Here is a 19,764-nt window from a genome sequence, read left to right as displayed (position 1 = left end):
TCACAGTGGCGCGTGCAAGCGCCTAGTGCGCCGCTCCTGCCGGTACATCGACCCATGATGGTGGCAAGCTGTCCAGCACGGCGCGTGCGTCCAGCGAGCGGATCGGAACGCCCTTGTCGGCGGGAATGCGCCCCTCGCCTTGCAGCATCAGGTAGCGCAGGCAGCACACCCGCAGGAATGACGAGAAATTGCCAGCCACCGCCTCGTCGCCGCGATGCGCCGTCAGTTCATCGTGCAGCCGGGTGATGAGCTGGTTGACGGTCATGCCATCGCGCTGCGCCAGTTCGTCGAGCACTTCCCAGAACAGGTTTTCCAGCCGGATGCTCGTGGCGACGCCATGCAGCCGCAGCGATCGCGCCTGGCATTCATAGGACTGCGGGTTGGCGCGGATGAAGATCTCACACATCGTAACTCCCGTGCTGGCGGCGCCTGCCAGATCTGGCCCGCGCGATGTTCGGAAGCCTCTAATGTACGATCCGCGTCCCCAGCACGGCAAGGAACTGGGCCAGCCACGCCGGGTGCGCGGGCCATGCAGGCGCTGTCACGAGGTTGCCGTCGGTGTGGGCCTGGTCGACCGGGATATCCGCATACTTGCCGCCGGCCAGCTTCACTTCCGGCGCGCAAGCGGGGTAGGCGGAGCAGGTGCGGCCTTCCAGCACGCCGGCGGCGGCCAGCAACTGGGCGCCATGGCATACCGCCGCGATGGGTTTGCCGGCGCTGGCAAAGTGCTGCACGATCTCCAGCACGCGCGTGTTCAGGCGCAGGTATTCCGGAGCGCGTCCGCCGGGGATGACCAGGGCGTCATAGGTGGCCGGATCGATCTCGGCAAAGCTCGCATTGAGCGTGAAGTTGTGGCCGCGCTTTTCGGTGTAGGTCTGGTCGCCTTCGAAATCGTGGATGGCGGTGGCACATTGATCGCCGGCCTTCTTGTCCGGGCATACCGCATGCACGGTGTGGCCCACCATCTGCAGCGCCTGGAACGGCACCATCGTCTCGTAGTCTTCGGCGAAGTCGCCCACCAGCATCAGAATCTTTTTTGCCATCGCGGTCTCCTGTATGGTTACGGGTGTTTCGGCCGGCCTTGTTGGCACGGCATGGCACCGGCAGGGCCATTTTGCGTGCGGCCCGCGCGGTCGGGGTGGTAACCCGTTACCACGGCCGGCGATCCCGGGGGCGCGCGTGGCGCAACCAACATTTCTCGATTTCCATGGCAGATTCCATCATCCAGTCCCCCGAGCTCGGCGACGTCACAGGCTACCTGCGCGACCGCATCCGTACCGTGCCGGACTGGCCCTTGCCCGGCGTGCAGTTCCGCGACATCACGCCACTGCTGCAGAACCCCAAGACCCTGCGCGTGCTGATCGACGTCTTCGTGCACCGCTACATGGATGCGCAACTCGACCTGGTCGCGGGCATTGATGCGCGCGGCTTCATCCTGGGTGCCATCGTCGCGTATGAGCTGAACCTCGGTTTCGTGCCGATCCGCAAGAAAGGCAAGTTGCCGTTCCAGACCGTGGCCGAGGAATACGAACTCGAATACGGCAGCGCCACGGTCGAGATCCACGCCGATGCCTGCAAGCCAGGCGACCGCGTGCTGCTGGTCGACGACCTGATCGCTACCGGCGGCACCATGATGGCCGGTCGCAAGCTGCTGGAGCGGCTGGGCGCCACGGTGGTGGAGGGCGCCGCGATCGTCGACCTGCCGGAGCTGGGCGGCTCGCGCCTGCTGCAGGGCGGCGGGCTGCCGCTGTTCACGGTGTGCCGGTTCGACGGCCACTGATTTGGCCAAGCGCTGATGCGCCCGCCGCCCGATCGAATCCGATGGAGACCCGATGCCCGACTTGCTGTTGTTCCTGGTGACCTCGATCGCCATCACCCTCGCCCCCGGTCCAGACAACCTGCAGGTACTGGCGCGCGGCATGGCGCAGGGCCGGCGTGCGGGCGTGGTGGCGGCGCTGGGGTTTGCGGTCGGTTGCCTGTTCCACACGATGGTCGCCGCGGTGGGGCTGGCGGCGGTCTTGCGTTCGTCGCCGCTGGCGTTCCAGCTGATCAAGTATGCGGGTGCCGCCTACCTGATCTGGATCGGCATCCAGGCACTGCGCGCGAAGGGCGGGCTCTCGCAGGGCGCCGACGTGGCCGCGGTGCCGCTGCGCAAGGTGTTCCGCCAGAGCGTGCTGGGCAACATGATGAACCCTAAAGTCACGCTGTTTTTCCTCGTGTTCCTGCCGCAGTTCGTGCGCGCGGACGCCGCGCACCCGGCGCTGCAGTTCGTGCTGCTGGGCCTGGTGTTCATGCTGCAGACCGCCGTGGTGTTCTCGCTGTTCGGCTTGTGCGCGGGCTGGCTCGGTGCGTGGCTGCGCAGGCGTCCGGCCACGGGACGCTGGCTCGATCGCGCGGCCGGCGCGATCTTCGTCGGCCTGGGCATCAAGGTCGCGCTGCCCTGACCGGACGCTTTACCGATGCATCCGACGCGCGCCGGATGCGTGCGCTTCACGCCCCATGGCGTTGCCCCGACCCCCTGTCGCGCGCATAATGAGCCCTTGACAACAACATGATGACCGGGCGGAGCCTCCGAGCTGTAGCCGTCACCGGTCACACAGGGGCGCACGATGGGCGTACTTCTGCATCTTCTTTCCGGCGTGGCCCTGCTTGTCTGGGGCACGAACATCGTCAAGGTCGGGATCCTCCGCGTCTACGGCGCCAATCTCCGGCATGTGCTCTCGACCAGCGTCGCCAACCGGTTCACCGCCTTCGCCGCCGGGCTGGGCGTCACCGGCCTCGTCCAGAGCAGCAACGCCACCGCCGTCATCGTCAGTTCCTTCGTCGGCCAGGGCCTGATTGCCGTGGCGCCGGCGCTGGCCATCATGCTCGGCGCCAACGTGGGCACCGCGATCATGGTGCAGGTCTTCTCGCTGGACCTGTCGTGGCTGTCGCCGCTGCTGATCTTCGTCGGCGTGATCCTCCACCTGTCCTGGAAAGGCAGCAAGCCTGGCCACGTGGGCCGCGTATTGATCGGCCTGGGTCTGATCACGCTGGCGCTGGAGCTGATTTCGATCGCCACGCGCCCCATGGTGCAGGCCGCGGGCGTCAAGGTGCTGTTCGGCACGCTGACCGGCGACGCCGCGCTGGACATGCTGATCGGCGCGTTCCTGACCATCCTGTGCTATTCGAGCCTGGCCGTGGTGCTGTTCTGCGGCGCGCTGGCCTCCGCCGGCGTGGTGTCGATCCATGTGGCGCTCGCGCTGGTGCTGGGCGCGAACCTCGGGTCGGGCATCTCGGCGCTGCTGACCACATCGGGCAACAACCAGCCCGGCAAGCGCGTCACGCTCGGCAACCTGCTCTCGCGACTGCTCGGCTGCCTGGTTGCGTTGCCATTCCTGGGCGAGGCCGAGCGCCTGCTCGCGCTGATCGACCATGATCCGCAGCGCCTGATCGTCAATTTTCACTTGTTGTTCAACGTGGCGCTGGCCATCCTGCTGCTGGGCGCGACCGCGCCGCTGGCCAGGCTGTGCGAAACGGTGCTGCCCGGCCGGAACACCGGCGAAAGCCAGGTCACGCCGCGCCACCTGGACCCCGCCGCCTTGCCCACGCCGACGCTCGCGCTGGCCAACGCCGCACGCGAGGTGCTGCGCATCGGCGACCGCATCGAGCAGATGCTCGACAACATGCTGCGCGTGCTGCGCACCAACGACGCCAAGCTGGCGACCGCCACCTGCCGCATCGACAACGAGGTGGACGATCTCTATACCGCCATCAAGCTCTACCTGACCCGCATCAGCCTGGAAGCGCTGGATGAACGCGATGGCCAGCGCTGGACGGAAATCATCTCGCTGACCATCAACCTGGAACACGCCGGCGACATCATCGAGCGCGTGCTGGTCGACGCGAAGGAAAAGAAGATCGCCCACAACCTGATGTTTTCCGAAGCGGGCATGCAGGAAATCGCCGAGATGCATGCGCGGCTAGTGGCCAACCTGCGGATCGGCCTGTCGGTGTTTCTCAATGGCGATCTCAAGAGCGCGCAGACGCTGATGGCCGAGAAAGCCAACTTCCGCGAACTCGAGCAGAAATATGCGCGCACCCACTTGCACCGTGTGGCTGTGCAGACCGCGGAAAGCATAGAGACGAGTTCGCTGCACCTGGACGTGATCAGCGAACTCAAGCGCCTGAACTCGCTGTTCTGCGCCACGGCCTACCCGGTGCTCGAGCAGGCCGGCGTGCTGAACCGCAGCCGCATGAGGGAAGACGATGCGCCCGGCGCACCGCCGATGCAACAGCTGAGCACCGCGGCGCGCCAGTAGGCTAGAGCTTGTAGCCGATCTTGCGCAGCAGGTCCCGGCGCTCACGGACATCGGCATCGGTCTCGATGCCCAGCGGCGATCCGCCGTCCACCACGCCCAGCACGGCCCGTCCGTTTTCGGTCTGCGCGATGATGATTTCGGCCGGGTTTGCCGTCGCGCAGTAGATCCGGCAGACCTCCGGCACCGCGCGCACGGCGCCGAGCACATTGACGGGGAAGAACCCGTCGCCCAGGAAGATAAAGAAGGCATGCCCCGCGCCGATGGTGCGGGCATTCTCGCAGGCGAGGTCGATCAGTGCCTCGTCATTGCCAGACCAGCGCACCAGCCGCTTGCCCGAGGCCTCGCAGAACGCCAGCCCGAAGCGGATGCCGGGCACGGTGCCCACCAGCGCCTCGTGCAGGTCTTCCACCGTCTTGATGAAATGCGACTGGCCGAAGATGAAGTTGGTCGCTTCCGGCTTGGTGACCGGTACCGACAGGAGTTCCATGGCTGGCCTCCGGATGTTGGTCGTGGCGGCCATCGTGGCCGTCCTTGCCGTTCATGGTAGGACTTGCGGGTTCGAATGCAAGGCGGTGCCGCTCCCCCGGTGCCTGGGCACGATCGGCGGAGCCTTCTCCATCTCGACGTCGGGAGAGATGACGAAGAATGGATGCTCGATATCGGTTGACGTCCACGAGGCCAGCAATGTCACCTCAAGTTGATGCGCCTCAAACGAACCCTACCGCGCCAGCAACGGCTTCAAATACTTCCCCGTAAAGCTCGCCTTGCTCTTCGCCACATCCTCCGGCGTGCCGCGCGCAATCACCTGGCCGCCACCGGCGCCGCCTTCCGGACCCATGTCGATCAACCAGTCCGCGGTCTTGATGACGTCGAGGTTGTGCTCGATGATCACCACGGTATTGCCCTGGTCGCGCAGCTTGTGGATGACCTTGAGCAGCAGCTCGATATCGTGGAAGTGCAGGCCCGTGGTGGGCTCGTCGAGAATATAGAGCGTGCGGCCCGTGTCGCGCTTGGACAGCTCCAGCGACAGCTTCACGCGCTGCGCTTCACCGCCCGACAGCGTGGTGGCCGACTGCCCCAGGCGGATATAGCCGAGGCCCACGTCGAGCAGCGTCTGCAACTTGCGGCGCACCACCGGCACCGCGCTGAAGAACTCGACCGACTGCTCGACGGTCAGCTCCAGCACCTCGGAGATGTTCTTGCCCTTGTACAGGACTTCCAGCGTCTCGCGGTTGTAGCGCTTGCCGTGGCACACGTCGCACGGCACGTAGACATCGGGCAGGAAGTGCATCTCGACCTTGAGCACGCCGTCGCCCTGGCACGACTCGCAGCGCCCGCCCTTGACGTTGAACGAGAAGCGGCCCGGATCGTAGCCGCGTTCCTTGGCCGACGGCACGCCGGCGAACAGTTCGCGGATCGGCGTGAACAGGCCCGTATAGGTGGCCGGGTTCGAGCGCGGCGTGCGCCCGATGGGGCTCTGGTCGACGTTGATGACCTTGTCGAAATGCTCCAGTCCCTCGATGCGGTCATGCTGCGCCGGCTCCGCCGTGGAGCCGTACAAGTGGCGCGCCACCGCGTGGTAAAGCGTGTCGTTGATCAGCGTGGACTTGCCCGAGCCCGACACGCCCGTGATGCAGGTCAGCAGCCCGACCGGCACCTCCGCCGTGACGTTGCGCAGGTTGTTGCCGCTCGCATTGACGATGCGCAGCAGGCGTTCGTCGTCAGGTGCTGCACGCTGGGCCGGGACTTCGATGCGCCGCTGGCCCGACAGGTACTGCCCCGTCAGCGACGCGGGCGAGTCCTCGATCTGGCGCGGCGTGCCTTCGGCCACGATCATGCCGCCGTGCACGCCTGCGCCCGGGCCGATGTCGACCACGTAGTCGCTCGCGCGGATCATGTCTTCGTCATGCTCGACCACCAGCACCGAATTGCCGATGTCGCGCAGATGCTTGAGCGTGCCGATCAGGCGGTCGTTGTCGCGCTGGTGCAGGCCGATCGACGGCTCGTCGAGCACGTACATCACGCCCGTCAGGCCCGAACCGATCTGCGAGGCGAGGCGGATGCGCTGAGCCTCGCCGCCGGACAGCGTGTCGGCGCTGCGCTCCAGCGACAGGTAGTCGAGCCCCACGTTGTTCAGGAAGTTCAGCCGCGCGGTGATTTCCTTGATGATCTTGTCACCGATCTCGCGCTTGGCGCCATGCATGTCGAGCGTGAGGAAGTAAGTCAGCGTCTCGCGCAGCGGCCAGCCGTTGATCTCGAAGATGGCGCGCGCCTGCTCGCCTTCGCCGACCTTGACGTGGCGGGCCTCGGTGCGCAGGCGCGTGCCGTGGCAGACCGGGCAGGGCTGGTTGTTCTGGTACTTGGCCAGTTCCTCGCGCACCGCTACCGAATCGGTCTCGCGGTAGCGGCGCTCCAGGTTCGGGATGATCCCTTCGAACACATGCGCGCGCACCGTGGTGCGGCCGCGTTCGTTCATATAGGTGAACGGGATTTCCTCTTCGCCCGAGCCGTGCAGCACCACCTGCTGCACCCTGGCGGGCAGCTCTTCGAACGCGGTATCGGTGTCGAACTCGTAGAAGGCCGCCAGGCTTTGCAGCATCTGGAAGTAGAACTGGTTGCGCCGGTCCCAGCCCTTGATCGCGCCGGAGGCCAGCGACAGGTTCGGGAAGGCCACCACGCGCTTCGGGTCGAAGAACGTGATCTGGCCCAGGCCGTCGCAGCTCGGGCAGGCGCCCATCGGGTTGTTGAACGAGAACAGGCGCGGCTCGAGTTCCTGCAGCGAGTACGAGCAGATCGGGCACGCGAAGCGCGAGCTGAACATGTGCACCTTGCCGGTGTCGAGTTCCAGCGCCAGGGCCCGGCCATCGGCCAGGCGCAGCGCGGTCTCGAACGATTCGGCCAGGCGTTGCTTGATGTCCGGGCGCACCTTGACGCGGTCCACCACGACTTCGATGGTGTGCTTCTCCGTCTTCTTCAGCTTGGGCAGCGCGTCGACCTCATAGACCTTGGCCTCGGCCTCGTGCGTGGTGCCGCCGCCCGAGCGGATGCGAAAGCGCACGAAGCCCTGCGCCTGCATGGTGTCGAACAGGTCCGAGTGCTCGCCCTTGCGGTCGGACACGACCGGCGCCAGGATCATCAGCTTGGTGTCTTCGGGCAGTGCCAGCGCGGCGTCCACCATCTGCGCCACGCTCTGCGCCTGCAGCGGCAGGTTGTGGTCGGGGCAATAGGGCGTGCCGGCGCGCGCGTACAGCAGGCGCAGGTAGTCGTGGATCTCGGTCACCGTGCCGACCGTCGAGCGCGGGTTGTGGCTGGTGGCCTTCTGCTCGATCGAGATGGCCGGCGACAGGCCCTCGATCAGGTCCACGTCCGGCTTTTCCATCAGCTGCAGGAACTGGCGCGCGTAGGCCGAGAGCGATTCCACGTACCGGCGCTGGCCTTCCGCGTACAGGGTATCGAACGCCAGCGACGACTTGCCCGAGCCGGACAGGCCGGTAATCACGATCAGCCGGTTGCGCGGCAGGTCGAGATCGATGTTCTTCAGGTTGTGGGTACGGGCCCCACGGATCTTGATTTCTTCCATATGCCCAAAAGGCCGAAAAGTCGTCGCCGGGCAGGCCGCCGGCCAGCGCGGCGCGCATGGACAGGTCGGTCTGACGGAAATCCGAAACTGAATTGCTGGAATGCGGGTGCTTCATGCGCCATCCGCAAGCGATGCCACGGGTCGTTCCGATCACCGCGATCCGCCTGCCGATGCGCGCGCCGGCGGTCGCCCGCCGATCCCAGGTGACCCGGAAAGCGCGAAGAAGCAAACCTGTTAATATACCGAACTTCGGTTTCCCGGGTTGCCTGCACAAGGCGCGCACCTGTGGGAACCGGGCTGAATGCCGCGCTTGCCTGGTCGACCGGGATGGCAACTTCTGCCCCGGATGCCGATCGAAACAGCCATTGCCGCCAGCGCCGGCAACCAGCCTGACCCATTCCCACGATCGCCATGTCGCCGATCCCGTCTTCTTCCCCAGATGCCGCCGTTGCCGGCGATTCCAAGACCGAGCCCCAGCGCGAACGCATGACGCGTACCGAGTTGCGCGCCAGCCTCTCGCTGGCCAGCATCTTCGCGCTGCGCATGCTGGGCCTGTTCCTGATCCTGCCGGTCTTCGCGGAGTACGCGCGCGGCCTGCCGGACGGCCATGATGCCCAGCGCGTCGGCCTGGCCATGGGCATCTACGGCCTGATGCAGGCGTTCCTGCACATCCCGCTCGGCTGGCTGTCGGACCGCATAGGCCGCAAGCCGGTCATGGTGGCGGGCCTGCTGCTGTTCGTGGCGGGCGGCCTGGTGGCCGCGTTCTCGCACACGCTGTTCGGCATTACGCTGGGCCGGGCGCTGCAGGGCACCGGCGCGATTTCCGCGGCCATCACGGCCTGCATCGCCGACCTGACGCGCGAACGCCACCGCACCAAGGCCATGGCCATGGTGGGCGGCAGCATCGGGCTGACCTTCGCGCTGTCGCTGGTGATTGCCTCGCCGCTGCTGCATGCCATCGGCATGCCGGGCATCTTCGGGCTGATGTCGGTGCTGGGCGCCGTGGCTATTATCGTGACGCTGTTCGTGGTGCCGAGCCCGCCGCCGCCGCATCCGGTCCGGCTGCCGTTCCGCCAGGTGCTGCTCAATCCGGACCTCGTGCGCCTGAACGTCGGCGTGCTGGCGCTGCACGCCTCGCAGGTTGCCATGTTCATGGTGGTGCCCGCCATGCTGGCCGACGCGGGCATGCCGCTCGACCAGCACTGGAAGGTCTACCTGCCGGTGGTGCTGGTGTCCTTCGTGCTGATGCTTGGGCCGATGATGGCGGCGGAGCGCTATGGCCGCGTGCGGCCGGTGCTGCTGAGCGCGGTGGGACTGATGACCGCGGTCCAGTTGCTGTTCGCCGCGGTGCACGGCCTGTGGGCGATTGTCGTCGTCCTGCTGTTTTTCTTTGTCGCCTTCAACGTGCTGGAGGCCATGCAGCCGTCGCTGGTGTCGCGCTACGCCGCCGCCTCGCGCGGCGCTGCGCTCGGCGTGTACAACACCACGCAGGCGCTGGGCCTGTTCCTGGGCGGCGTGGTGGGCGGCTGGCTGCTCAAGCATGAAGGGCGCAGCGCCGTGTTCGTGGGTTGCGCGGTGGTGCTTCTGGTCTGGCTTATAATCGCCTGGAGCATGAAGCCGCCGCCGGCCAGGGGGCAGGCAAGTCCACAGGCGGCAGCCTGAAGCGGTGTCAGCCGCATCACTTTGCAACAGTTTCTGGCCGAATATGGCCTAGCATGACCGCGCCTCCCGACTATCTGGCCGGGGGCGCGTTGTTCGTTTACGTTGTCGCTTTTGCAGTCGTCACATCGTCACGAGCGTCGCAATGGCTGCGGGATCCTGGCAGTGGATGGCCCCGTGGTCGCCGCAGCTGCAGCAATCCGATTCAATCTACATACTGAGCGTATGCCACGCTTTTCAGCACAGCGCGTGGCTTTTGGAGAACTATCACATGGCATCGGTCAACAAAGTCATTCTCGTCGGGAACCTGGGCGCGGACCCGGAAACCCGTTACATGCCCAGCGGCGACGCCGTGACCAATCTGCGCCTGGCAACCACTGACCGCTACAAGGACAAGCAGTCCGGCGAAATGAAGGAAGCCACCGAGTGGCACCGTGTCTCGATGTTCGGCAAGCTGGCCGAAATCGCGGCCCAATACCTGCGCAAGGGCTCGTCGGTCTATATCGAAGGCCGCATTCGCACCCGCAAGTGGCAGGACCAGAGTGGCCAGGACAAGTACAGCACCGAAATCGTCGCCGACCAGATGCAAATGCTGGGCGGGCGCCAGAGCGCTGGTGGTGGCGGCGATGAAGGCGGCTACGGCGGTGGTGGTGGCGGCGGTGGCTACAGCCGTGAAGCGTCGGGCGGCGGCGGCTACGGCGGCGGCCGCGGTCAGGGCGGCGGTGGCCAGCAAGGCGGTGCGCGCCGTCCGCAACAGGCACCGTCGAACGGCTTCGAGGATATGGACGACGATATTCCGTTCTAATGGTCCGTAAGCAAAAAGTGTAAAGATCGACCCCGCCTTCGAGCGGGGTTTTTCTTGTGCGCCAGCACGGGCGCACTCTTGTGGGTGCAAGTCCCACCGTAAGCGGATCACAGGCGGACCTGGATCTATTCCACTTCACCGCTATCGGTGTCTCCGTTCCGGGCTTCGCCCTCGTGGCTCATGGCGGCTGCAGCCAGCGTCGTCGCGTTGGCAGGCGCTGCCTCCCTGCGCTCGCTGTAGCGGTCGGTCAGGTAGTCGCTGCGGTCACGCACCAGCAGCGTGAACTTGTAGAGCTCCTCCATGACGTCGACCACGCGGTCATAGTAGGACGACGGCTTCATGCGGCCGTTGGCGTCGAACTCCTGATACGCCTTGGCAACCGACGACTGGTTAGGAATGGTCACCATGCGCATCCAGCGACCCAGCACGCGCAGCGCGTTGACGGCGTTGAATGACTGCGAGCCACCGCACACCTGCATCAACGCCAACGTGCGGCCCTGTGTCGGGCGAATGCCGCCAATCTCCAGTGGCAGCCAGTCGATCTGGTTCTTGAAGACGGCGGTCAGGGTGCCGTGGCGTTCCGGGCTGCACCAGACCTGGCCCTCCGACCACTCGGAGAGCTTGCGCAGCTCCACCACCTTCGGATGATCGGCAGTGACGCTGTCCGCCATCGGCAGATCGCGCGGATCGAACACGCGGGTTTCCGCCCCGAAGTGCTGGAGAATCCGTTCGGCTTCCTGCACCAGCAGGTGACTATAGGACGTCTCGCGCAGCGAGCCGTAAAGCAGAAGGATGCGCGGCGGGTGGGTGCTGACGCGTGCAGGCTCCAGCTTGTGGAGATCCGGCGTGTCGAATACCGCAGGAGCAATGTTGGGCAGCTCCCCGGTCATTGGATCCTCCGGCCTTGCGTGTCGACCACGGCCTCGCCGTCTTCCTTGGTGAAAGCGCCTTGCTGAGGCGCCGGCAGGATGTCGAGTACGAGTTCCGACGGCCTGCACAGCCGCACACCAAGTTCGGTGACGACGAAGGGCCGGTTGATCAGGGTCGGATGGGCCAGCATCGCATCAAGCAACTGGTCATCGGTCAGCGCCGAATCGCTAAGGCCAAGCTCGGCAAAGGGCGTGCCCTTCTCGCGAATGGCTTCGCGCACGGTGAGCCCGGCATCGCGGATCATTGCCTGCAAGGTCTGCCGGTCAGGCGGCAAGGTCAGGTACTCGATGACGGTTGGCTCGATGCCCGCATTGCGGATCATGGCCAGTGTGTTGCGCGACGTGCCACAGGCCGGGTTGTGATAGATGGTGACGGTCATGGGAATTCCTCAGTGCGATTCGTACCAGTCCTGCGAGCGGTTGACGACGCCGACGACAAACAGCATCACGGGGACTTCGATCAGCACGCCGACGACGGTGGCGAGCGCCGCGCCGGATTGGAAGCCGAACAGGCTGATGGCCGTGGCCACCGCCAACTCGAAGAAGTTGCTCGCGCCAATCAGCGCCGATGGGCCGGCCACGCAATGAGCCACGCCGAGCTTGCGGTTCAGCAAATACGCCAGGCCGGAGTTCAGCAAGACCTGGATCAGAATGGGCGCGGCCAGCAGCAGGATGATCAGTGGCTGTTCGACGATGGCATTGCCCTGGAAGCCGAACAGCAGCACAAGCGTCGCCAGCAGGGCGGTGATCGAGTAGGGACCGAGGGCACCGACCACGCGTTTGTAGGTGACTTCGCCCCGTGCCAGCAACGTCTTGCGGATGACCTGCGCGATCAGCACCGGCACCACAATGTAGAGCGCGACCGACGTGATGAGCGTGTCCCATGGGACAGTGATCGACGACAGCCCCAGCAGCAGCGCGACGACCGGCGCGAAGGCCACGACCATGATGGCGTCGTTGAGCGCCACCTGCGACAGCGTGAAGTACGGATCGCCCTTGCAGAGCTGCGACCAGACAAAGACCATCGCCGTGCAGGGCGCCGCCGCCAGCAGGATCAGGCCGGCGATGTAGCTGTCGAGCTGGTCGGCTGGCAGCCAGCCTGCGAACAGATGGCGCACGAAGATCCAGCCCAGGAACGCCATCGAGAACGGCTTGACGAGCCAGTTGACGAAGAGCGTCACGCCGATGCCTCGCCAGTGGCCCGCCACCTGGCCCATCGCGCCGAAATCGATCTTGATCAGCATCGGGATGATCATGACCCAGATCAGCACGCCGACCGGCAGGTTCACCTGTGCGACTTCCATGGCACCGATGGTCTGAAAGACGCCCGGCAGCCATTGGCCGAGCAGGATGCCGGCGACGATGCAGAGCGCCACCCAGATGGTCAAATAGCGCTCGAAGAAGCCAATTGCGCTGGGTTGCGGCGCCTCGGCCGAGACGGGAGTGATCAGTTCAGACATGGTGCAGGTTCAAGGCGAGCGCGTGCGTCCTCAGGACTGGCATGGGCGCGTCGGGAGAAACTCGGCAGCAGCCGGATTCGGGCGTGCGGCGGGCGGTGTTGGCGGATGGCTTCGGCGTGACGCCGACATGGACGTGGAAGCGTTGCATGGCTTAGGACGCCGTGGCGACGGAACAAGAGGACACTGGCGAACATGGATTGCCACCACAGCAGTTCTCCGTGAGATAGCCGAGCAGGGCATTCATGGTCTCGAAGCGAGCCATGTAGATGATCGACCGGCCCTCCTGGCGGCTCGCCAGCAGTCCGGCGCGATGCAACTCCTTTAGATGGAACGACAGCGATGACGCCGGCATCGCCATCAGTTCGGCAATGCGGCCAGCCGGCAGGCCGTCGGGGCCGGCCTGCACGAGCAGACGGAACACGGCCAGGCGGATGGCGTGGGCGAGCGCAGCAAGCGCTTCAAGGGCGTTATCGGTTTCCATGGTTCGAATATAGTCGAAACGTAAAAGCGTTGCAACCGTGCGTCTGTGACGGTCGGGACCAGCCGGTGCACGTGGTGGTGTATTCGATGCCGTCGGCTTCTGCGAACCGCAGACATCTCGATGCGCCGCATATTTATTTGACAGCATCTCAAATAACACCTAGATTATTGAGACGGTGACATTTATCGAAGGAGACAGCGTGACAGACCAGCGGAAGCCACAAGTGACGGCCGGCATGCGAGGCGCCTCATGGGACGCCCGCCTGATGGATCGTCCATACCAGATGGTGCCTTATGCGTTGACCACTGCCGACGGCCAGCGCACGCTTGGCTTCCTGTTCACCATGACCGGGAAGGAGAAGACAGTCGTCACGCTGATGCATCCGCGCGAGATGGCCATTACGCACTACCTCGTGCCGTTCGTGCTCGATGCCGGCTGCGCTTGCTGGGTGCAGGGTCCGCGCTCGATCGGCAATGACTTGCGCCTGGAGCATGAGATCGCGTTGTTCGATGTGGCCGCGGGCATGACCCATCTGCGCGAGCTGGGCTACGAGAACATCGTGATGCTTGGCAACTCCGGCGGCGCCGGCCTCTATACGTTCTACAACCAGCAGGCACTGACGCCGCGCGAGCAGCGCATCGCGCGCACGCCGGCTGGCCGTCCGACGAACCTGGGCGAACTGCACATGCCGGCGGTCGACGCATTCATCCTCGTGTCCCCGCATCCGGGACAGGGCAAGTTGCTGATGAGCGGCATGGATCCATCCGTCATCGATGAAGACGACCCGATGCAGACCGATCCAACCCTGGACCCGTTCTCCAAGGCCAACGGTTTTGACGCCGAAACCGGAGAGGGCCACTACGCCCCCGACTTCGTCGCTCGCTACCGGGAAGCGCAAAGCGCGCGCGTGGCCCGCATCGATGCGCGCGCCAGGGCGATGCTGCGCGCCAAGCACGAGGCGCGCACGGCGCTCAAGGCCGGCGTCGCCACGGAGGCCGATCGGCGCATGGGCGCGCATGCGCCGATCTTCCAGGTCTGGCGCACCGACGCCGACCTGCGCTCGTGGGATATCACGCTGGACCCGTCGGACCGGAAGACCGGTTCGCTGTGGGGCAGGGACCCGTTCACGTCGAACTGGGGCAGCGTCGGCTTTGGCCGCACGGTCACGCCGGAGTCGTGGCTGTCCACATGGTCGGGGCTGTCGTCGAATGCCGCACTGGACAAGACGCTGGGCACGCTGCACCAGCCCACGCTGCTGATCGAATACACCGGCGACCAGTGCACCTTCCCCGCCGATATCCGCGAGATCTACGCGCAGATTCCCGCGGCCCGCAGGCGGCACCTCCGCGTGCGCGGCAACCACCACGGCATGGCCCTCAGCCGTGAGGAACCGTCCGGCCAAAGCATCGCTGGACGGCACATCGTCGAGTGGCTGCGCGAGACGATGGCCTGAGCCGGCACCGCCGGAAAAATCCATAAAACGACAGAGGTAGACATGCTGCAACCCACCCACGTGCGCCCGTCAGTGCTGCTAGACGGCGTGCGCTATCCCGACGAAAACCGGCTGCGCCAGTATGTGGCGGACGGCTACCTGGGCACCGAGACGCTGGTCGGTGCCTTCCGCCAGTCGTTCCGCGAGCACAAGGACCGGCTCGCGCTGGCCGGGCCGGAAGGCAAGTTCACCTACCAGGCGTTCGACGAGCAGACCGACCGGCTCGGCGCCGCGCTTCTGGCACTGGGGCTGAAGCCGCTTGACCGCGCGATCTTCCAGTGCGGCAACTGCAATGAACTGCTGCTGGCCTTCTTTGGCTGCCTGAAGGCCGGCATCATCCCGCTGTGTTCGCTGCAGGCGTTCCGCAAGCTCGAGATCGGCTATCTCGGCAAGCTGTGCGACGCGCGCCTGCACTTCGTGCAGGGCGATGACCCGAAGTTCGACGACGTGGGGTTTGCCGAGGGCATGCAGGCCGAAGTGCCGAGCTTTGCCTTCATCCTGCAGGCACGTGGGACACGCCGCGGCAGCGCTGTGCTTTTGGCAGACCTGATTCGCGACATGCCGCTGGAGCGCGCGCAGGGCATCCTGGCCGAGGTCAAGCATGAGCCGTTCCAGGCCGCGGTGTTCCAGTTGTCGGGCGGCACCACGGGCGTGCCAAAGATCATTCCGCGCTTCCAGAGCGAGTACCTGTACAACATGCGCGCGGTGGCGGAATGGAACCGCTACAGCGCCGACGACGTGCTGTTTTTCCCCACGCCGTACATGCACAACCTCAACATGGGCTGTTTCTTCGGGCCGTTCCTGTTGAGCGGCGCGACCGTGACCGTGGCACCCGATCTCTCCGAGGACACGCTGCAGGCCGTGGTGCGCGACTACGAGCCCACCTGGTTCGGCGTCGCCGGTCCGATCCTGAATCGCATCGCGCCGGTGCTGCTGCGATCCACGCCGGCTGAACGGCTGCGGCGCAACTTCATCGTGCCCAAGAACGCGGCCAACCTGACGCGCCTGACGGGGTCGCCGACGCACCACATCTTCGGCATGACCGAAGGCGTGATCATGTTCACGCGTCCGGAGGACCCGCAGGAGATCCGCGAGCAATCGGTCGGCCGCCCGGTCTCGGCGGCCGACGAAGTGCGAATCGTCCACCCCGGCACCGAGGACGACGTGCCCGAAGGCGAGGCTGGCGAGGCACTGTTCCGCGGCCCGTACACCATCCGCGGCTACTACAAGTCCGAGAAGGAAGATGCCACGCGTTTCACCGCCGATGGCTTCTACCGCTCGGGCGACCTGATGTCGTCGGCCATGGTGGAGGGCAAGCGCTACTACTTCTTCCGCGGCCGAATCAAGGACGTGGTCGACCGTGGCGGCGAAAAGATCAATGCCGAGGAACTCGAGAACGTCATCAACGAACACCCGTCGGTGCTGGCGTCGGCCGTGGTCGGCATGCCCGACAAGGTCTACGGCGAACGCGTGTGCGCATTCGTCCTGCTGGAGCCCGCCGCCGCGGCAGCGGGACTGACGCTGCCGGCCCTGGCGCAGTTCCTCGAACAAGCCGGCCTTGCCAAATTCAAGTGGCCGGAGCGGCTGGAGATCATTCCCGAGTTTCCGCTGACCGCCTCCGGAAAACTCAGCAAGGTGCTGCTGCGCGACCGCATCGTGCAGCTCCTGCAAGCCGAGACGGAAAAGATGGCGGAACAAGATGCCGTTCAGCAAAGCCAGTGAATAAGGAAGAGACATGACCCAATCCACGCAAGCCGCCATTCCCGCAGTCGCGCTGCACGGCGTCCACCACACCGCGCGGCCGACCTGGAAGCTGGCCGAGACCGTGCACTTCTACCGCGACCTGCTCGGCCTGCCGCTGGTTCACGCGATCTCGGCCAAGGGCTGGGGCCCGGACAACCACGCCGATTTCCTGCACTTCTTCTTCGACAGCGGCAACGGCAGCACCATCGCCTTCTTCTACTACATCGGCACCGAGCGGCCGGACTGGCTGACGGTGCGCGAGCACTACCAGGACCGCGCCACACACACCGCGTGGCGCGTGCGCGATGAAGTCGAGCTGCTGCAATGGCGCCAGCGCGTCGAAGCCGTGGGCATTCCGCTGCGCTACCAGATCCGCCACGAGGTGATCGAATCGATCTACTTCAACGACCCCAACGGCTACCCGATCGAGATCACATGGCAGGTGCGCCCGTTCAGCGATGCCGACCAGCGCGATGCGGCGCTCACCATCGAGGCGGCGATCGAACTGGAACGGGCACGCGACGATGGCGCGGCCTTCGTGTCGATCGAGCCGGTCTGGCAGCGCAAGGCCGGCAATATCGAAGGCCACGGCGTCGACCAGGACAAGGCCTCCGTCTATGTGCTCGACGTCCCCGAGTTCGCGCCGCTGATCGACGTGGCACGCAAGACCGACGGCTATCGCACCACGTCGCTCGGCAATGGCTATGTGCGCATCGATGGCAACCCGACGCTGCAGTTCCGCCGCAAGGAACTGGGCTTCAAGCCAGCCGTGTGGTACGGCGCCCTGACCGGCGGCCTGGCGGGCGAGATCCGCCAGTTCGACATGGACGCGCTGGTGATCGCGCCGGGAGTCTCGCAATGAAAGCGACCATCATCGGCGGCGGGCCGTCCGGTCTGTTCCTCGCCATCCTGCTCAAGGAGCGCTTGTCGGATGTCGAGATCGACGTCTTCGAGCAGAACCCGGAGAACGCCACGTTCGGCTTCGGCGTGGTGCTGGCCGACACCGGCCTGGCGAACCTGCGCTCGGCATCGCCGACCGTGGTCGACCGCCTGGCCAGGGTCATGCGGTTCAACGACCAGCATGCGATCGTGTGCCATGAGCAGCCGATCGTCATGAAGAAGCCCGGTGCGGGCGGCGGCGCGATTCCGCGCATCAGCCTGCTGGCGGTGCTGCAGCAGCGCGCCCGCGAACTCGGCGTGCATGTCACCTACAACAAGCGCATCGCCGACTTCAACGCCATCGACGCGGACCTGATCGTGGGCGCCGACGGCATCAACTCGCAACTGCGCACGGCCAACGAGGCCGGCTTCGGCACCACGCGCCGCATGCTGACCAACCATTTCGCATGGTTCGGCGTAGAGAAGCCATTCCCCAGTCCGGCGCTGGTGTTCCGCAAGCATGAGGGCGGATATTTCGTCGCGCACTACTACCCGTACTCCGACTCGATGAGCACGTTTGTCGCCGAGTGCGACCACCAGACGTGGCTCGACTTCGGCATGGAGGACATGAGCGCCGAAGCGCGGCAGGCCTTGTTCGAGCGCGTATTCGCGCCGGAGCTGGACGGCTACGCGCTGGTGTCGAACAACTCGGCGTGGCGGCAGTTTCCGGTCATCCTCAACGCGAACTGGCATGTCGGCCGCCAGGTGCTGATCGGCGATGCATTGACGAGCGCGCATTTCTCGATCGGCTCGGGCACGCGCATCGCCATGGAAGACGCCATGGCGCTGGCCGATGCCATCGTCGCGCATCCCGCCGATGTGCCTGCCGCGCTGCTGCAGTACGAAGCCGTGCGCAAGCCAGAGAAAGCCAAGCTGATCAGCGCGTCGGAGGCTTCGTACAACTGGTACGAGCACATCCGCGAGTGGATGGAACTGCCGACGCCGCACGAGTTCGTGTTCCGCTTCATGACGCGCACCGGCCGCGTGGATGCCGGCCGCCTGCGCGCGCAGTTCCCGGCGCTGATGGCGGAGCTTGCCGCCGGTGGCGTCACCGGCAACGCCGCAGTGGGTCAGCCATGATCAACGCCACGGAGTACGTGCTCGGCGAGCGCCCGTTCGTCGTCAGGCGGCGCGTGCGCTGGGGCGACTGCGACCCCGCCGGCGTGGTCTACACCGGGCGCTTCACGGACTACCTGCTGGGCGCGGTCGGACTCTATACCGCGCATATGGCCGGCGGCGACGGCAGGCTTGGCGAAGTCCACGGCGTCGGCACGCCATGCAAGGCGATGCGCTTCGAATTCATTGGCACGCTGTGGCCCGATGACGTGATCGACATCACCTGCACGGTGGAAGCCATTCGCACGCGCTCGTTCGACATCCGATGCGTGGCGCGCCGGCCCGACGGCGCGCCGGTGTTCGACGCGATGTTCTCGCCGATCTGCGTGCGCCTGGACCGCCGCGAAGGCACGCCGATCCCGGATTCGCTGCGCGACGTGCTGAAACGCTTTCTTGCGCCCGCCCTCTAGCCGCAGTCTCAACCCCCCCCTCGAACGTTCCCGGAATTTTCAACGATGAAGTATCGAATCGGACAGATCGTGCCCAGCTCCAACCTCACGATGGAGCGCGAGGTCCCGGCCATCTTCGCCGCGCGCATGCAGGTGCTGCCGGAGCAGTTCAGCTTCCATTCCAGCCGTGTGCGCATGCACCGCGTGGTGGCCGAGGAGCTTGAAAAGATGAACCGCGACATGGGCCGCTGCGCATTGGAGCTGGCCGATGCGCGTGTCGACGTCATGAGCACGGCCTGCCTGGTGGCGACCATGTGCATGGGCATGGGCTACCACCGGCAAGTGATCGAGGATCTCGGCCAGGCGATGGCGGAGGCACCGTACCGCCCGCAGATCATGACTTCCGCGGGCGCGCTGGTCGATGAACTGAAAGACTTCGGCGCACGCCGCATCTCGCTGATGGCGCCGTATAGCGACGCGCTGACCAGGTCCGTGGTCGAGTACATCGAACACGAAGGGATCGAGGTCAAGGATGCGATCAACTTCTCGATCCTCGACAACCTCGAGGTTGGCGAGCGCGATCCGCTGCAACTGCTGGAGGACGTGAAGCGGCTCGACGTCCGTGGCGTCGATACCGTGGTGCTGTCGGCGTGCGTGCAGATGCCGTCGCTGTCCGCCATCGAACTTGCCCAGCAGGCACTCGGCATTCCCGTGACCTCCACGGCCGTGTGTACGGCGCGGCAGATGCTGCGCCGGCTCGGCCTTGCCGCCACGGCGCCCTGCGCGGGCGCCTACCTCGGCAGCCAGACCGGATTGCGCTGACCGGATTGCGCTGACCGGCGCCGTTCCGATTCGGCAGCCGCCCGCAGA

19 protein-coding genes are annotated in these 19,764 nt (G+C 65.7%); 11 read left to right on the top strand and 8 right to left on the bottom strand.

All coding sequences use genetic code 11. The annotated features are described in order from the left end of the window. Window positions 1–22 precede the first annotated feature (22 nt). Window positions 23–406 (bottom strand): ribbon-helix-helix domain-containing protein, encoded by a 384-nt coding sequence (locus AC3FKG_RS09015; protein WP_483710346.1) that lies wholly within the window; start codon window positions 404–406, stop codon window positions 23–25. Between the two features lie 58 nt (window positions 407–464). Continuing rightward, window positions 465–1,043 (bottom strand): DJ-1/PfpI family protein, encoded by a 579-nt coding sequence (locus tag AC3FKG_RS09010; protein WP_483710347.1) that lies wholly within the window; start codon window positions 1,041–1,043, stop codon window positions 465–467. 164 nt (window positions 1,044–1,207) lie between these two features. On the opposite strand from AC3FKG_RS09010, the gene AC3FKG_RS09005 reads away from it, so the two are divergent. The 3 genes from AC3FKG_RS09005 to AC3FKG_RS08995 all read left to right on the top strand — a co-directional run bounded on the left by AC3FKG_RS09005 (window position 1,208) and on the right by AC3FKG_RS08995 (window position 4,301). Then, entirely contained in the window at window positions 1,208–1,780 is a 573-nt protein-coding gene (locus AC3FKG_RS09005; protein WP_483710348.1) for an adenine phosphoribosyltransferase, read from the top strand. Window positions 1,781–1,832: 52 nt separating this feature from the next. Then, window positions 1,833–2,444: a LysE family translocator gene (locus AC3FKG_RS09000; RefSeq protein WP_488742888.1), complete on the top strand. Its 612-nt coding sequence runs from the start codon at window positions 1,833–1,835 to the stop codon at window positions 2,442–2,444. 165 nt (window positions 2,445–2,609) lie between these two features. Beyond that, window positions 2,610–4,301, top strand: coding sequence for a Na/Pi cotransporter family protein (locus tag AC3FKG_RS08995; RefSeq protein WP_483710350.1), 1,692 nt, complete (start codon window positions 2,610–2,612; stop codon window positions 4,299–4,301). Between the two features lies 1 nt (window position 4,302). On the opposite strand, the gene AC3FKG_RS08990 is transcribed toward AC3FKG_RS08995, so the two are convergent. After that, window positions 4,303–4,788 carry an adenosine-specific kinase gene (locus AC3FKG_RS08990; protein ID WP_483710351.1) on the bottom strand — a complete coding sequence of 162 codons (486 nt, stop codon included), beginning with the start codon at window positions 4,786–4,788 and terminating at the stop codon, window positions 4,303–4,305. Between the two features lie 231 nt (window positions 4,789–5,019). Continuing rightward, complete coding sequence (gene uvrA / locus AC3FKG_RS08985) at window positions 5,020–7,881, bottom strand: excinuclease ABC subunit UvrA (protein ID WP_483710352.1); 2,862 nt, start codon at window positions 7,879–7,881, stop codon at window positions 5,020–5,022. 411 nt (window positions 7,882–8,292) lie between these two features. Between uvrA and AC3FKG_RS08980 the strand changes: the two genes are divergently transcribed. After that, on the top strand, window positions 8,293–9,543 hold the full coding sequence (locus tag AC3FKG_RS08980) for an MFS transporter (RefSeq protein WP_483710353.1): 1,251 nt from the start codon (window positions 8,293–8,295) through the stop codon (window positions 9,541–9,543). A 268-nt stretch (window positions 9,544–9,811) separates the two neighbouring features. Then, window positions 9,812–10,345, top strand: coding sequence for a single-stranded DNA-binding protein (locus AC3FKG_RS08975; RefSeq protein WP_483710354.1), 534 nt, complete (start codon window positions 9,812–9,814; stop codon window positions 10,343–10,345). A gap of 125 nt (window positions 10,346–10,470) precedes the next feature. Here AC3FKG_RS08975 and arsH read toward each other — a convergent pair whose 3' ends face one another. The 4 genes from arsH to AC3FKG_RS08955 all read right to left on the bottom strand — a co-directional run bounded on the left by arsH (window position 10,471) and on the right by AC3FKG_RS08955 (window position 13,215). Next, on the bottom strand, window positions 10,471–11,235 hold the full coding sequence (arsH, locus tag AC3FKG_RS08970) for an arsenical resistance protein ArsH (RefSeq protein ID WP_483710355.1): 765 nt from the start codon (window positions 11,233–11,235) through the stop codon (window positions 10,471–10,473). Next, window positions 11,232–11,654 (bottom strand): arsenate reductase (glutaredoxin), encoded by a 423-nt coding sequence (gene arsC, locus AC3FKG_RS08965; protein ID WP_483710356.1) that lies wholly within the window; start codon window positions 11,652–11,654, stop codon window positions 11,232–11,234. Before arsC ends, arsH begins: the two co-directional genes overlap by 4 nt. A gap of 9 nt (window positions 11,655–11,663) precedes the next feature. Next, the gene (gene arsB, locus AC3FKG_RS08960) at window positions 11,664–12,734 is read right to left on the bottom strand and encodes an ACR3 family arsenite efflux transporter (protein ID WP_483710357.1); all 1,071 of its coding nucleotides are present in this window, start codon (window positions 12,732–12,734) and stop codon (window positions 11,664–11,666) included. A gap of 151 nt (window positions 12,735–12,885) precedes the next feature. After that, window positions 12,886–13,215 (bottom strand): ArsR/SmtB family transcription factor, encoded by a 330-nt coding sequence (locus AC3FKG_RS08955; protein ID WP_483710359.1) that lies wholly within the window; start codon window positions 13,213–13,215, stop codon window positions 12,886–12,888. A 199-nt stretch (window positions 13,216–13,414) separates the two neighbouring features. Here AC3FKG_RS08955 and AC3FKG_RS08950 point away from each other — a divergent pair, with 199 nt between their 5' ends. The 6 genes from AC3FKG_RS08950 to AC3FKG_RS08925 are packed head-to-tail and all read left to right on the top strand — an operon-like array spanning window position 13,415 to window position 19,716. After that, window positions 13,415–14,668, top strand: a complete 1,254-nt coding sequence (locus tag AC3FKG_RS08950) for an alpha/beta hydrolase (protein ID WP_483710360.1) — start codon at window positions 13,415–13,417, stop codon at window positions 14,666–14,668. Between the two features lie 42 nt (window positions 14,669–14,710). Continuing rightward, window positions 14,711–16,429, top strand: coding sequence for an AMP-binding protein (locus AC3FKG_RS08945; protein ID WP_483710361.1), 1,719 nt, complete (start codon window positions 14,711–14,713; stop codon window positions 16,427–16,429). A gap of 13 nt (window positions 16,430–16,442) precedes the next feature. After that, window positions 16,443–17,312 carry a VOC family protein gene (locus AC3FKG_RS08940; RefSeq protein WP_488742887.1) on the top strand — a complete coding sequence of 290 codons (870 nt, stop codon included), beginning with the start codon at window positions 16,443–16,445 and terminating at the stop codon, window positions 17,310–17,312. Next, window positions 17,309–18,469 (top strand): FAD-dependent monooxygenase, encoded by a 1,161-nt coding sequence (locus AC3FKG_RS08935; protein WP_488742886.1) that lies wholly within the window; start codon window positions 17,309–17,311, stop codon window positions 18,467–18,469. The genes AC3FKG_RS08940 and AC3FKG_RS08935 overlap by 4 nt, the downstream gene beginning before the upstream one ends. Then, on the top strand, window positions 18,466–18,915 hold the full coding sequence (locus AC3FKG_RS08930) for a thioesterase family protein (RefSeq protein ID WP_488742885.1): 450 nt from the start codon (window positions 18,466–18,468) through the stop codon (window positions 18,913–18,915). The genes AC3FKG_RS08935 and AC3FKG_RS08930 overlap by 4 nt, the downstream gene beginning before the upstream one ends. A 45-nt stretch (window positions 18,916–18,960) precedes the next feature. Beyond that, a complete protein-coding gene (locus AC3FKG_RS08925) occupies window positions 18,961–19,716 on the top strand; it encodes a maleate cis-trans isomerase family protein (protein ID WP_488742884.1) in 756 nt (251 codons plus the stop codon). Window positions 19,717–19,764 lie beyond the last annotated feature (48 nt).

The organism is Cupriavidus sp. 22TCCZM04-2 (assembly GCF_057798895.1).
Note: the sequence above shows the minus strand (reverse complement) of the source record. Positions and strands in the feature narration are given on the sequence as shown.

Bases quoted from the DNA above. Each gene is read 5' to 3' on its own strand.
- AC3FKG_RS09010 (WP_483710347.1), bottom strand. From the start codon at position 1,043: ATGGCAAAAAAGATTCTGATGCTGGTGGGCGACTTCGCCGAAGACTAC.
- AC3FKG_RS08940 (WP_488742887.1), top strand. From the start codon at position 16,443: ATGACCCAATCCACGCAAGCCGCCATTCCCGCAGTCGCGCTGCACGGC.
- arsB (WP_483710357.1), bottom strand. From the start codon at position 12,734: ATGTCTGAACTGATCACTCCCGTCTCGGCCGAGGCGCCGCAACCCAGC.
- arsC (WP_483710356.1), bottom strand. From the start codon at position 11,654: ATGACCGTCACCATCTATCACAACCCGGCCTGTGGCACGTCGCGCAAC.
- arsH (WP_483710355.1), bottom strand. From the start codon at position 11,235: ATGACCGGGGAGCTGCCCAACATTGCTCCTGCGGTATTCGACACGCCG.
- AC3FKG_RS08975 (WP_483710354.1), top strand. From the start codon at position 9,812: ATGGCATCGGTCAACAAAGTCATTCTCGTCGGGAACCTGGGCGCGGAC.
- AC3FKG_RS09005 (WP_483710348.1), top strand. From the start codon at position 1,208: ATGGCAGATTCCATCATCCAGTCCCCCGAGCTCGGCGACGTCACAGGC.
- AC3FKG_RS08945 (WP_483710361.1), top strand. From the start codon at position 14,711: ATGCTGCAACCCACCCACGTGCGCCCGTCAGTGCTGCTAGACGGCGTG.
- AC3FKG_RS08930 (WP_488742885.1), top strand. From the start codon at position 18,466: ATGATCAACGCCACGGAGTACGTGCTCGGCGAGCGCCCGTTCGTCGTC.
- AC3FKG_RS08935 (WP_488742886.1), top strand. From the start codon at position 17,309: ATGAAAGCGACCATCATCGGCGGCGGGCCGTCCGGTCTGTTCCTCGCC.
- AC3FKG_RS08955 (WP_483710359.1), bottom strand. From the start codon at position 13,215: ATGGAAACCGATAACGCCCTTGAAGCGCTTGCTGCGCTCGCCCACGCC.
- uvrA (WP_483710352.1), bottom strand. From the start codon at position 7,881: ATGGAAGAAATCAAGATCCGTGGGGCCCGTACCCACAACCTGAAGAAC.
- AC3FKG_RS08990 (WP_483710351.1), bottom strand. From the start codon at position 4,788: ATGGAACTCCTGTCGGTACCGGTCACCAAGCCGGAAGCGACCAACTTC.
- AC3FKG_RS08925 (WP_488742884.1), top strand. From the start codon at position 18,961: ATGAAGTATCGAATCGGACAGATCGTGCCCAGCTCCAACCTCACGATG.
- AC3FKG_RS08995 (WP_483710350.1), top strand. From the start codon at position 2,610: ATGGGCGTACTTCTGCATCTTCTTTCCGGCGTGGCCCTGCTTGTCTGG.
- AC3FKG_RS08980 (WP_483710353.1), top strand. From the start codon at position 8,293: ATGTCGCCGATCCCGTCTTCTTCCCCAGATGCCGCCGTTGCCGGCGAT.
- AC3FKG_RS09015 (WP_483710346.1), bottom strand. From the start codon at position 406: ATGTGTGAGATCTTCATCCGCGCCAACCCGCAGTCCTATGAATGCCAG.
- AC3FKG_RS09000 (WP_488742888.1), top strand. From the start codon at position 1,833: ATGCCCGACTTGCTGTTGTTCCTGGTGACCTCGATCGCCATCACCCTC.